The organism is Streptomyces sp. NRRL S-646, from assembly GCF_000720765.1.
GTDB lineage: Bacteria > Actinomycetota > Actinomycetes > Streptomycetales > Streptomycetaceae > Streptomyces.
In genome coordinates this window covers 87787-100316 of the sequence record NZ_JODC01000004.1, presented here as the reverse complement: position 1 = coordinate 100316, position 12530 = coordinate 87787, and the positions used below count along the sequence as shown (strand labels likewise).

The 12530-nt window shown below is 70.9% G+C and carries 9 protein-coding genes and 1 pseudogene; 5 read left to right on the top strand and 5 right to left on the bottom strand.

Annotation, left to right across the window (positions count from 1 at the left end; genetic code table 11):
• The first annotated feature begins 82 nt into the window (after positions 1-82).
• The gene (locus tag IH68_RS0108665; RefSeq protein ID WP_030930948.1) at positions 83-1135 is read left to right on the top strand and encodes an alpha-hydroxy acid oxidase; all 1053 of its coding nucleotides are present in this window, start codon (positions 83-85) and stop codon (positions 1133-1135) included.
• A gap of 29 nt (positions 1136-1164) precedes the next feature.
• Here IH68_RS0108665 and IH68_RS0108660 read toward each other — a convergent pair whose 3' ends face one another.
• Positions 1165-2346, bottom strand: a complete 1182-nt coding sequence (locus tag IH68_RS0108660; RefSeq protein ID WP_030930945.1) for an MFS transporter — start codon at positions 2344-2346, stop codon at positions 1165-1167.
• Between the two features lie 167 nt (positions 2347-2513).
• Between IH68_RS0108660 and IH68_RS0108655 the strand changes: the two genes are divergently transcribed.
• On the top strand, positions 2514-4052 hold the full coding sequence (locus tag IH68_RS0108655) for a CYTH and CHAD domain-containing protein (protein WP_030930940.1): 1539 nt from the start codon (positions 2514-2516) through the stop codon (positions 4050-4052).
• Between the two features lie 144 nt (positions 4053-4196).
• A complete protein-coding gene (locus IH68_RS0108650; protein ID WP_030930937.1) occupies positions 4197-4979 on the top strand; it encodes a VOC family protein in 783 nt (260 codons plus the stop codon).
• A gap of 234 nt (positions 4980-5213) precedes the next feature.
• On the opposite strand, the pseudogene IH68_RS57890 reads toward IH68_RS0108650, so the two are convergent.
• From IH68_RS57890 to IH68_RS0108635, 4 genes and pseudogenes are all read right to left on the bottom strand, one after another.
• A pseudogene (locus IH68_RS57890) lies at positions 5214-5309 on the bottom strand (IS5/IS1182 family transposase); the annotation flags it as partial.
• 152 nt (positions 5310-5461) lie between these two features.
• A complete protein-coding gene (locus tag IH68_RS0108645) occupies positions 5462-6730 on the bottom strand; it encodes a sugar ABC transporter permease (RefSeq protein ID WP_030930934.1) in 1269 nt (422 codons plus the stop codon).
• 5 nt (positions 6731-6735) lie between these two features.
• Positions 6736-7515: an ATP-binding cassette domain-containing protein gene (locus tag IH68_RS0108640; RefSeq protein WP_030930931.1), complete on the bottom strand. Its 780-nt coding sequence runs from the start codon at positions 7513-7515 to the stop codon at positions 6736-6738.
• 38 nt (positions 7516-7553) lie between these two features.
• Positions 7554-8642, bottom strand: a complete 1089-nt coding sequence (locus IH68_RS0108635) for a substrate-binding domain-containing protein (RefSeq protein WP_030930930.1) — start codon at positions 8640-8642, stop codon at positions 7554-7556.
• A 252-nt stretch (positions 8643-8894) separates the two neighbouring features.
• On the opposite strand from IH68_RS0108635, the gene IH68_RS0108630 reads away from it, so the two are divergent.
• The gene (locus tag IH68_RS0108630) at positions 8895-11429 is read left to right on the top strand and encodes a SpoIIE family protein phosphatase (RefSeq protein WP_037884671.1); all 2535 of its coding nucleotides are present in this window, start codon (positions 8895-8897) and stop codon (positions 11427-11429) included.
• A complete protein-coding gene (locus IH68_RS0108625; protein ID WP_030930927.1) occupies positions 11426-12508 on the top strand; it encodes a sugar ABC transporter substrate-binding protein in 1083 nt (360 codons plus the stop codon). Before IH68_RS0108630 ends, IH68_RS0108625 begins: the two co-directional genes overlap by 4 nt.
• Positions 12509-12530 lie beyond the last annotated feature (22 nt).

The following is a 12530-nucleotide window of genomic DNA, read 5'->3' as shown; positions in this document are numbered from 1 at the left end:
GGCCCATCGGGTGACTGCCCAAGGCGACCGCTTAAGGTGGGCGCCACCTGCGCCCTCCGTGGGCCGTGATTCGGGGGGCGTTGTGACGGAGATCGGCCGCTGGACCGACGGACTGGAGGAACAGGCCGCCCGCGCTCTGCCACCTGAGATCTACGGCTACTTCCGCAGAGGCGCCGGTCAGGGCCTCAGCGCGGCCGAGGCGGCCACCAGTTGGGACCGGCTGCGACTGCGGCCCCATGTGCTGCGCGACGTCTCCGTCTGCGACACCTCGACCACAGTGCTGGGCACACCGGTCGGCACGCCCGTCCTTGTCGCCCCGAGTACCCTGCAGCGCCGCGCGGATGCGGAGGGCGAGGCGGCCACCGCGCGCGGTGTTGCCCGCGCCGGATCGCTGCTGGCGGTCACCTCCAACACGGCGATCCCCTTCTCCGCCCTGCGGGCGAGTGGGGCACCGTGGTGGGTGCAGGTCTATGTGGCTCGGGACCGGTCCTTGACCGTGGAGGTGCTGGAGCGGGCCAAGTCCGCCGGAGCCCGGGCGGTCGTGCTCACGGTCGACACCCCGGTCATCGGCTCGCACGGTAGGCCCGGAGCCCATGTGGCGGACTTCGTCGGACCGGAGGACCTTTACGGCAACATCACCGGCATCCCCGCCCGGGAGGCGGCCGAGCACGCGCCCGACCTCACCCCGCACGTGATCGGCTGGCTGCGCGAGCAGACAGGGCTGCCCGTCGTGGTCAAAGGCGTGCTACGCGGCGACGACGCGCGCGAGTTCGCGGCAGCCGGGGCCTCGGGCCTGCTGGTCTCCAACCACGGCGGCCGGCAGCTGGACGGGCTGGTGCCGACCGCCTGGGCGCTCCCGGAAGTCGTCGAGGCGGTGGCCGGCACCGGCACGGAGGTCTACGTCGACGGCGGGCTGCGCCGTGGCACGCACATCCTGGCCGCTCTCGCGCTCGGCGCCCGCGCGGTGTTCGTCGGACGGCCGGTGCTGTGGGCACTGACGGTCGCCGGGGACGCCGGAGTCGCCCGGTTGCTCGACGAACTCACCGGCGAGCTCGCCGAGGCGATGCGCCTGACCGGCACGTCGTCCATGGACCGGGTGGCACGCGATCTGCTCTGGACGGGGCCCCACCTCTGAGCTGAGAGTGCGGCGCGCGCCGGGCCGGGTCATCCGGTGGTCGCACGGCGCGTCACCAGCCCGACGAGCGCGGCGATCGCTGCCAGCACCGCGACGCTGGTGAGGGCGGTGGGCAGGGAGAACCAGTCGGCCATGAAACCGATCGCGGGCGGGCCGAGGAGCATGCCGCCGTAACCGAGGGTGGAGGCGGTCGCGACACCGCTCGGGCCGGCGAGCATCCCGGCGCGTTCGACGGCGACCGGGAAGAGGTTGGCGAGGCCAAGTCCCGTGACGGCGAAGCCGATCAGAGCCAACCACAGCGAGGGCGCCAGGGAGCCGGCCAGCATGCCGAGTGCGGCGGTCGTGCCGCCCGCGATCACGGTGCGGGTACGGCCGAGACGTTCGAGCAGGGTTGTTCCCATCAGCCGGCCGACGGTCATGGCGAGCGCGAAACAGGAGTACCCCAGGGCCGCGGCTCCGGCGGAGGCGCCCAGGTCCTGTTCGAGGTGCAGTGCACCCCAGTCGGCCATGGCCCCCTCACCGTATGCCGTGCACAGGGCGATCAGCCCGAAGACGGCAACAAGCCCGCGGCGACGACCGTCGAGGCGGTGTGGACCGTCCTGCCCGGTTCCGGCTCCGGCTGCGGGCACGGGCGGCTTCGGTGGCTGCTGACGCAGCAGCGAACGTCCCGCCACGGCCGTCACGACAAGCCCGACGAAGGTCAGGCCGAGGAGATGCCGGGTGGGGGAGAGCTGCCCGGCGACCATCCCGCCGAGCCCGGCACCGAGCATGCCGCCCAGGCTGAAAGCGGCGTGGAAGCTCGGCATGACCGGCCGCCGCAGGGCGGCGACGAGGTCGACTGCCGCGCTGTTGAAGGCGACGTTGATGCCGCCGTAGGCGGCGCCGAAGACCAGGAGGACGGCGCCCAGTGCGACCACGGAGTGGGTCAGCGGCGGCAGGGCGACACTCAGCGACAGCAGGATGCCGCAGATCACGGTGACGGCGTGGCTCCCGTAGCGGCGGCACAGGCGTCCGGTGAGCATCATCGTGATCACCGCGCCGGCGGACACACCCAGCAGGGCGAGCCCGAGGGCGCTGGCGGAGGCGCCGGTCTGTTCCTTGATCGCCGGGATGCGGACGACCCAGCCGGCGAAGATGAAGCCGTCGAGGGCGAAGAAGACGGTGAGAGCGATGCGGAGCCGGGTGAGGTCGGTGTTGTTGCTGCCCGGCACGACGTTGTGCGTTCGGGGTTTGTTTATTTGCGGCACAAAACCACGCTAGGGGGATGCAGGGAGCAGGGCAAGGGATTTGCCCCGCCCGCACGGGTGGCTCGGTGGCAAGGGCCTGTTTGGGGGCCCCACCTGTGTTTGAGCCGCGCTGAGGCGTGTACGCGACCGGTATGACCCAGTCGAAGCGTGAGACAGAGCGAAAGTACGATGCTCCGTCGGCCGATGACACCTCGTGGCTCCCGGAGCTCACCGGCGTGGACGGCATCGTGTCGGTCGTGGAGCAGGGCACCGATGAGCTGGATGCGGTGTACCACGACACCGAGGACCTGCGGCTGGCCGGCGCGTCGGCCACGCTACGGCGCAGGAGGGGCGGGCCCGATGCCGGATGGCACCTGAAGCTGCCCCTGTCGCAGGACAGTCGGGAGGAGGTGCAGTCCCCGCTGTCCGAGACGATTCCGGACACCCTGCGTGACCTCGCCCTTTCCCGTACTCGCGGGGCAGAACTGACGCCGGTCGTCCGCATCAGGTCCACCCGCGCCACGCGGCACCTCGTCGATTCCCAAGGCGCGGTCCTCGCCGAGCTGACCGTCGACGAGGTCCGCGCCGAATCCCTGCGCGGTACGACCAGACTGGCTGCCTGGACGGAGATGGAGGTCGAGCTCGCCGACGACGCCGATCCGGCACTTCTGGATGTCGTGGACAAGACGCTGCGCAAGAACGGCATCGACCGTGCGGCCAATCCGTCCAAGCTGGCCCGGGCCCTGGAGGAGACAGGAGTGGGCGGGCCGCGCCTGCCGGATTCCCGTGCCGAGGCCGTCGTACCCGGCTCGGCCGGCGACGATGTCCTCAGGTACGTGGACGAACAGGTGCACGCCCTGGTGCGTCTGGATCCCGCGGTGCGCCGTGACGTGCCCGACTCCGTGCACCAGATGCGCGTCACCTGCCGCCGACTGCGCAGCATCCTGCGTTCCTACCGGTCGGTGCTGGATCGTGAGGTCACCGATCCGATCCGCGACGACCTCAAGTGGCTGGGCGGCGAGCTGGGTGCGGAACGCGACCAGGAGGTCCTCATGGAACGGCTCGGTTCGCATATCGAGGCCCTGCCCGGAGAGCTCGTCCTCGGGCCTGTCGCGGCCCGGTTGAAGGCGTGGAACGTCGCCAACACCGACGAGGCGCGCCGGCGCACCCTGGAGGCACTGCACACACCTCGCTATCTGGCTCTGCTGGATTCCCTGGCCGCGCTGACCGAGCAGCCGCCTCTCCGTCGCAAGGCCACCCGCAAACCGGACAAGGTGATGACCAAGGGGATCTTCAAGGAGTACGACCGGTTGGCCGGTCGGGTGGCACACGCACTGGAGCTCTCGCCCGGACCGGAACGCGACACGGCCCTCCACGAGGCCCGCAAGTCGGCCAAGAAGACGCGCTACGCCACCGAACCGGCGCGTGCCTCGCTCGGCAAGCCGGCGAAACGGCTCGGGAAGCGTGTGAAGGCCGTACAGAAGGTGCTCGGGGACCATCAGGACAGCGTCGTGGCCCGGGACGCCCTGCGGAAGCTGGCCCTGGCGGCGCACGCCGCGGGGGAGCCCGGTTTCACCTGGGGCCTGTTCTACGGGCAGGAACAGGGCGTGGCCAGGGAGCGCGAACGGGAACTGCCGGCCGCATGGGCCGATGCGTCGAAGCCCGGCCTGCGGAAGTCGCTCGTCTCCTGACATCTGCCCTGCGCAGGGTCCGGACGGATGCGGGACGCCCGCCCGGGTGAAACCCCCTGGGTCTCCGGGCGGGTGCACCGAGCCCCGTCCATGGGGGCGGCATCGTGGCGGAGTCTCGACACTGGACTTCGTAGGAGGACACGCATGCTCGGCACCGACTTCCGCACCGGATCACCCAACTGGATCGACCTCGGCAGCCCCGACACGGGCGCGGCCGCCGCCTTCTACGGCGCCGTCTTCGGGTGGCAGTTCGCGTCCGCCGGGCCCGACGCCGGCGGGTACGGGTTCTTCCAGAAGGACGGGAAGACCGTCGGAGCCGTCGGACCGCTGAGCGAGGAGGGCGCCGGTTCGGCCTGGACGACGTACTTCCAGAGCGACGACATCCAGGCCACCGCCCGCGACGTGGTGGCCGGCGGGGGCGCCGTGCGCGTCGAGCCCATGGACGTCATGGGTGAGGGCTGGATGGCCCAGTTCACCGATCCCCAGGGTGCGCAGTTCGCCGTATGGCAGCCCGCGAGGACGAAGGGCCTGGAGAAGGCCTCGGAGGACAACACGCTGGTGTGGGTGGAACTGCACGTCGGGGACCCGGAGGCGGCGATCCTCTTCTACGCCGGGCTGTTCGGCTGGCGTTCCCAGGAGATGCAGGCACCCGGGATGACGTACCGGGTGCTCAGCATCAAGGACGGAGACCAGCAGGAGGGCTCCTTCGGCGGTGTTGCCCCACTCCAGGGCGAAGGCGAGGAGACGCGCTGGGTGCCGTACTTCGCCGTGGCCGACGCCGATGTCATCGCGACGAAGGTGCAGGAGAACGGCGGGTCGGTGCTCATGCCTGCCTCGGATGTGCCGGACGTCGGCCGGATCGCCTGGCTGGCCGACCCGGGCCAGGCGGTGTTCGCCGTGCTGAAGCCGAACCCGCGGCAGGCATGACAGAGTCTCGGTCGGGTGTCGGAGGTGTGCAGAGGCCGCCGGAGGCTGCTCCACTCTGCAGATCACGCTGAGCGTGCCGACGGTCGAAAGGCGTCCTGGCCGGTGGTGGGGGATCCCTCCCGCGCCACCGGTCGCACCGTCACGCCCGGCGGCGCCGAGATGCTGTTCTGTCCGTAAAGTGCGTTGCAGAAGGCCGTGAGTTTGCAGGTCAGGGCCCGCTTACGGCTGTGCTGATCACGCGGCCGGGGCGAGGTTGTGCAGGTCCGCGACGGCCTGGACTGCGTGGTGGAGGCCGTCGCCGTGCTGTCGGCAGTCGCGAAGGATCTTGTGTCGTCCCGCCGCGCACCTGGTTTCGGCGGCCGAGCGGCCGTCCCGTGAACACCCGTGACAGTGCGGATGGTTGATGCCTTTGCTGAGGTCAGGACGCCACTTCGCGAGTGGTCACCAGTTTGTCAGGACGTATCGACAAGAAGGTCGATGTGTCAGGCCCGCCCGTGCGCCTCCTGCGAGCGCCGCGACAGTGCGTCGATGACCACGGCCGCGAAGAGCACCCCGCCCGTGATGACGAACTGGATGGCCGTGGGGGTGTCCGTGATCGCCATGCCGGAGGCGATCGACTGGATGACCAGCATGCCGAGCACCGCGGACCAGGTCGTACCGCGTCCTCCGAACAGGCTGGTGCCGCCGATGACGGCCGCCGCGATGGCGTTGAGCAGCAGGACTCCCGATCCCGAGCTCTGGCTGACCGAGGTGATGCGCGAGGCGAGGAACAGGCCGCCGATCGCGGCCATCGTCCCGGAGACCGCGAGCACCGCGGTCTGGATGCCCGTCACATTGAGGCTGGCGCGACGGGCCGCCTCGACGCCGCCGCCCAGCGCGTAGACCTGCCGGCCGTAGTGCGTGTGGCGCAGGACGATGTCGAGGCCGGCCACCACCACGAGGAAGATCAGAAGGGCCAGCGGCAGGCCCTGGAACCGGTTGAGCAGATACGCCGTGGTGAACGCGACCACCGCGAGTCCTCCCGTGCGCACGGCGATCTCCCGCAGCGAGCGGTGCGGCATGCCGGCGGCCACGCGGCGGCGCCGGTCCAGGTACGACATCAGGAAGACGATGCCGGCGCAGAGCGCCGCCAGGCCGTAGGCGACGGCGTCATTGGTGAAGTAGTAACTGGTCAACTCGGCGACCAGCCCGTTCTCGTCGAGGTTGACCGTGCCGCTGGTGCCGAGGACGTAGAGCATCAGGCCGTTCCAGGTGAGCAGCCCCGCCAGTGTGACGACGAAGGCCGGTACCCGGGTCTTGGCGCAGGAGAAGCCCTGGACGGCTCCCGCCGCGGTGCCCGCGAGCACCGCGAGGATGAGGGCGATCCATTCGGGCACGCCGTTGTTCACGTTCAGCACGGCGAAGATGGCCGCGGCGAAGCCGCTGATCGAGCCCACCGACAGGTCGAGTTCACCGAGCAGCAGCACGAAGACGATGCCGACCGCGATCAGGCCGGTCCCCACGATGTCCACGCTGAGATTCGACAGGTTCCGGGGTGAGAGGAAGTTGTCGTTGAGGGACTGGAAGATGATCCAGACCGTGGCGAGAACGAGGGCCACGGGCAGCGAGCCCAGTTCACCGGCGCGGAACCTGCGCCGCAGGAGATCGGCCCCGTCCTTCAGGGCGAGGGCGACAGCCTCCCGGCCGTGCGGCCCACGGGAATCTGCGGCGGTGGCCTCTTCGGCCCGCGTGTTGTCCGTCATACGGCGCATCCCTTTCACCACGCCTCGTGGGTGGCCGGCCGGCGGGGCACGTTCTCCGTGGCACCGGTGATGGAGGAGATGATCTGTTCCTGGGACGCGGTGTTCACGTTGAAGAAGCCGTTGTTGCGGCCGAGCCGCAGCACCGCGGCCCGGTCCGCGAGTGCTTTGACGTCCCCCATGTTGTGGCTGATGAGCAGCACTCCCATGCCGCGGTCGCGCAGCGCGTCGACGAGGTCCAGGACCTCGGTGGTCTGCTCGAAGCCCAGCGCCGCGGTCGGTTCGTCCAGGAGGAGGACCCGGGGCTCGCCGAGGAGCGACCGTGCGATGGCGACCGTCTGGCGCTGGCCGCTGGACAGGGAGACGACCGGGGCGCGCAGTTCGGGGACGTTCCTGGTGAGGCGTTTGAGCAGCTCGATGGTGCGGCTCTCCATCGCCATCTCGTCGAGGAACCCGAACCTGCGGATCTCCCGGCCGAGGAAGAGATTGCCGACCACGTCGAGGTTCCCGCACAGCGAGAGGTCCTGGTAGACGGTGGCGATGCCGAGGTCCCGGGCGTCGTGCGGGCGCCTGATGTGCACCGTGCGGCCCTCCCACTCGATGACGCCCTTGTCCGCGGGGGCGACGCCGGAGATCACTTTGACGAGGGTGGACTTGCCGGCACCGTTGTCGCCGAGCAGGGCGACGACCTGGCCGGCATGGATCTCCAGCTCGACGTCTTTGAGGACCTCGACGGCACCGAAGCGTCTGCACACGCCGTGCAGCGCCAGCAAGGGAGAATCCGGCACGAAGACCATCTCCTTCCCGGGGCTCGGACTCGGTCGAAGCCGGTTCTTCAGGTCAGTCCGGACCTGCTGCAGGCGGCCTCGAGTCGGGGGACGCAGATCTGTTGGACGGTGTAGAAGCCGTCCTTGACCAAGGTGTCCTTGATGTTGGCGGCGGTCACGGACACGGGGGTGAGCAGAACGGCCGGAACGGTCTTCCCACCGCCGGGCCTCACCTTGTCCTTGGCGACCTTCTCGAGGGCGGTCCGGCGCGCCGCGGCCACGGTCATGGCGGCGCCGGCGGACGCCTCGGGGCCGAAGGGCTTGTAGACGGTCATGTACTGATCGCCGGCGACGATGCGCTGCACGGCTCCGAGTTCGGCGTCCTGCCCGGTGACCGGGGGCAGCGGGTCGACCTTGTTCGCCTTGAGGGCGGAGATGCTGGCCCCGGCGAGGCCGTCGTTGGCGGAGTAGACCCCCTGGATATGGGCCACGCCCAGGGCGGCGATCGCGCCGGACATGTTCGTGTTCGCGATCTCCGGCCGCCACTGCGGCGTGTCGTACGCCTTGCCGATCTTCACCCTCCCCGTGAGCACGGACAGTGCGCCCTTCTTGAACGACACCGCATTGGGGTCGCTGGGATCGCCGTTCATCATGACGATCTGGGGCGTGGGGCCGTGGTTGCCCATGGCCTTCAGCAGTGCCCTGCCCTGGAGCCTGCCGACCTCCTCGCCGTCGAACGAGACGTAACCCGAGATCGGGCCCTGCGCGAGGCGGTCGTAGGCGATCACCGGGATGTCCGCCCGGGCCGCCTCCTGCACTGACGCGCCGAGCGATCTGGCGTCCACCGCCACCAGCAAGATCGCATCGACGCCCTTGGTGATCATCGAGTCCATCTGCTCCTGCTGGAAGGCCACATCGCCCTTGGCGTTGGCGTACTCGATCGTGCAGTGCCGGCACAGCTGCATGATCTTCTTCTCGAGCAAGGGCCTGTCCTGTGTCTCCCAGCGGGCCGTGGTGGCGTCCGGCAGCAGCAGCGCGATCTTCGGTGAGTTCCCCCCGTCGGAGTCGCTTCCGGTGCCCGCCCCGCAGGCCGGCACAGCAACGGCCGTCGAGACCGCGGTCATGACGATGGCCGCGCCCCGTATGCAGGCCTTCATGTGCGAGACCTCCCTCCGTGCGCGGGTCGGGCGGTCACGCCTGGCATGGAGATCCACAAGAGCACTGGTCGCTGCCCGCACGCGGCGACACCTGGCCCTCTCACGTGAGCGGCAAGACGACCATGCCGTCAGTGTGGCACCGGCTACGGCGATCTGCGAATGCAGTGGCGCTTTGCTCCGATATGCGATTCTGTTGTGGGGACGCCCGATCTCAGCCGCATCCGCGGCACGGACGGGAGGTAGGTTGCGGACATGCCTGAAGACGGCGGTGCCCGGGCCGGAGTCTCTCAGCTGCGGGCATCCGGAGCCGATGCCGCGGACGCGGGTGGGCTGCCCGCGGTGCCGGAGGCGGCAGCGGACGAGCGCGCTCTGACCTTCGCCGGAGCGGCCATGGCAGCCGTCTATGTGCCCGCCGGGGACAAGGACGAGCTCCGACTGGCGGAGACGGCCCGCTGGGCCGTTTCCGACTACCGGCTGCCCGAGTGTCTGTCCCTGTCGGGGGGCTCACCCGCCGCGCACGCCTTCCGCACCGACCGGTCGCTGTGGCTCAGTCCCGCGGAACTGGCCGCCTACTCCGAGGGCGCGCCCACACCGCCGCACACGGAGGCCTCGCTCGGCGCCCTGCCGCTGGAGGCGGACGGCAGCCGGCTCGGCTGCCTGGTCGTCCTGGGGGGCTCCGCGGACGGCTTCGAGGACGAGCAGCGCCGCTTCCTGGAGCGGTACGCCGATGCCGTCGCGGGTCTTCTGCTGGCCGCTGCCGGCCGGTCCCCGCCGTCGCCGCTGCTGGGTCCCGCCCTGCGGAGCCTGCGCGTCGGCTCGTTCGTGCTGGTGCCCGACACCGGCCTGATCGACGCGGACGACGCCCTGCTCGAACTCCTCGGTATCACGCCGGCCGACTTCGACGGCAAGGCGGACACCCTGCTTGCGCACGCCCTGCCCGAGGACATGCACGCGCTGGTGTCGGTCCTGGAGCCGGCCCCTCAGGCGTTCGGCCGGCGGGAGCTGGAGTTCCGGGTGCGCGGACCGACGGGGGAGATGCGCTGGCTGAGGCTGAGCTGCCGGGTCGTGGCGGGCACCGACGACCGTCCCGAGCAGGTTCTGGGCGTGGTGACGGCGACCTCGGTGCTGCGCCGGGGCCCCGACGACGTCTCCAGGATCCAGTGGCTGACCGCCGCACTCGACGACGCCACCACGGTCCGTGACGTCGGCCGCGTCGTGGTCACCGCGCTGCGGGAGCCGCTGGGCGCCGACCGGGTGGCCCTTGCGGAGCTGCAGGGCGACCGGCTGATGGTGACCGTGCTCGATCCGCCGCAGCCCGCCGCCTGGCCGGAGGCCTGGCGTGCCGAGTGGCGTACCGAGTGGCCCGACGCACCCGTCAGCGCCCTGCCCACTCTTCAACTTGCCCTGCGCGACGGGCGGTTGGACCTGTGGCCGGCCGGCACGGCCTTCGAACCGAACCTCGCGGGCATCGGCAACGGAGGCCTGGCCGTCCTGCCGCTGCCCGCCAGGGGCCGGGTCACCGGCGTCTGCCTGGTCGGCTGGGACCAGCCGCACGAGTTCGCCCCCGACGAACGGTCCCTGCTGACCGCCACCGCGGCGCTGGTCGGACAGGCCCTCAAACGGGCGCACGAGCACGACGCCGAGCAGGAACTCGCCACGATGCTGCAGCGCAGCCTGCTGCCCCGGCGTCTCCCGAACCTGCCCGGCGGAACGGCCGTGGCCCGGTATCTGCCCGCCAGGCGTGGCCTGCAGGTGGGCGGCGACTGGTACGACGTCATCGCCCTGTCCGAGGACCGGGTGGCCCTGGTGATCGGCGACGTGCAGGGGCACAGCGCGGGAGCCGCGACCATCATGGGCCAGATGCGTACCGCCGTCAGGGCCTACGCCGTGGAGGGCCACCCGCCCGACGTGGTCGTCTCCCACGCCAACCGCCTGCTCGTCGGCATGGAGACCGACCTCTTCGCCACCTGCTGCTACGCCGAACTGGACCTGGAGCAGGGCAACACCCTCTTCGTGCGGGCCGGGCACCTCGCCCCCCTGGTGCGCCACCCCGACGGCAGCACCGAGGAGATCGAGGTCGAGGGCGGGCTCCCGCTGGGCATCCTCCAAGAGGCGGAATTCCCCATGACGGCGGTGGAGCTGTCTCCCGGCACGGTCCTCGCCCTGGTCACCGACGGCCTGGTCGAGGCCGCCGGGCTGCCCCTCGACGAGGGCATGCGCCAGACACGCACGGCGCTCGCCGCGGCCGATCCGGCGGATCTGGGGCGCATGGCCGACCAACTCCTCGGCGACGTCGGCCGCCGCGAGGACGACGTCGCGGTGCTGCTGCTGCGCTACGACGGCATGGGGACCCGGCCGATCAGGGCCGGCTGGGTGGTGTGGCGGCTGCCCGACGCCGTCATGCACGCCCGCCGCTTCACCGCCCGCACGCTGCGCAACTGGCAGGCCGACGACGTGGCCGACGCGGTCCTGCTGGTCGTGTCCGAACTCGTCACCAACGCCCTGGTCCACACACAGGGCCCGGTCCGCCTCGACCTCATGCTCCGGGGTGACCGGGTACGGGTCTGTGTGGGGGACTCCTCGCCCCGCGCCCCCGCCAAGCCGGTGATCGTGGACTGGGAGTCGACCGGCGGCAGGGGCCTGCTCCTGGTCGAGGCGATGTCGGAGTCGTTCGGCTCGATGCCGGTGGCCGGCGGCAAACAGGTGTGGAGCGAAATCGTCCTGCCGGGACGAGCACCGGCGCCGACCGCCTCGGATCCGGGGACGGAACGAGGGGGCCGACGGTGAGAACCCGCCTGTGGCACGTGGCCGCCGCCCTCGTGGTGGGACTCATGACGATGCCCCAGACCGCCTGCGGAGGCGACAAGGGGACGGGCTCGGACAGCTTCACCGTCGGCCTGCTGCTCCCGAGCCGGTCGGTCCCCCGCTGGGAGCACTCCGACAGACCGCTGATCGAGAAGCGGCTGAAGGAGCTGTGTCCGCGCTGCAGCGTGGAGTACGCCAACGCCGAGGACGACGCGGACCGACAGCGGCAACAGCTGACCTCCATGATCACCAAGGGGGTCCGGGTCCTGATCCTCGACGCCGCCGACGCGAGGGCGCTCCGTTCCTCCATCCTCGAAGCCCACCGGGCGGACGTACCGGTCGTCGCCTACGACCGGCTCGCGGAAGGCCCGGTCTCCGGCTACGTCAGCTTCGACGGAGGGCAGGTCGGCAGGCTCCAGGGCGAGGCGCTCCTGAAGGCGATGGACGGGCGGGCGAAGAGCAGGCAGGTCGTCATGCTGAACGGCGATCCGACCAGCCCCAACGCGGCCTGGTTCAGAAAGGGCGCCCTGTCCGTCCTGGCGGGCAAGGTCAGGATCGGCAGGTCGTACGCCATCCAGGGCTGGAGCACGGACGACGCCCACGCCCAGATGTCCGCCGCCGTCGCGGCCCTGGGCCCGGACCGGATCGGCGGGGTCCTGGCGGCCAACGACGCGATAGCCGCGGGCGCCGTCTCCGCCCTCAAGCGCGCCGGCGTCAGGCCACTTCCCCCGGTCACCGGTCAGGACGCGGACCTCGACGCCGTACGGCGGATCGTCGTGGGAGAGCAGTACATGACGGTCTACAAACCGTTCCGCGCGGAGGCGGATGCGGCCGCCGCCATGGCCGTGGCGCTGGGGCGTGGCGACGATCCCCGCAACGTCGCCCCCACGACGACCGACAGCCCCACCACCAGCCGTATCCCGTCAGTGCTGCTCACACCGAGGCCTGTGACGGCCCGCACCATCGAGCAGACGCTCGTCAAGGACGGCGTGTACACCATCGACGAGATCTGCACCCGCGCGCTCCGGCCCGCCTGCCGCAAGGCCGGGCTCGCGGGCTAGGCACCGTCAACGCGCGGTCCTC

Bases quoted from the DNA above. Each gene is read 5' to 3' on its own strand.
- IH68_RS0108655 (WP_030930940.1), top strand. From the start codon at position 2,514: ATGACCCAGTCGAAGCGTGAGACAGAGCGAAAGTACGATGCTCCGTCG.
- IH68_RS0108650 (WP_030930937.1), top strand. From the start codon at position 4,197: ATGCTCGGCACCGACTTCCGCACCGGATCACCCAACTGGATCGACCTC.
- IH68_RS0108645 (WP_030930934.1), bottom strand. From the start codon at position 6,730: ATGCGCCGTATGACGGACAACACGCGGGCCGAAGAGGCCACCGCCGCA.
- IH68_RS0108640 (WP_030930931.1), bottom strand. From the start codon at position 7,515: ATGGTCTTCGTGCCGGATTCTCCCTTGCTGGCGCTGCACGGCGTGTGC.
- IH68_RS0108635 (WP_030930930.1), bottom strand. From the start codon at position 8,642: ATGAAGGCCTGCATACGGGGCGCGGCCATCGTCATGACCGCGGTCTCG.
- IH68_RS0108630 (WP_037884671.1), top strand. From the start codon at position 8,895: ATGCCTGAAGACGGCGGTGCCCGGGCCGGAGTCTCTCAGCTGCGGGCA.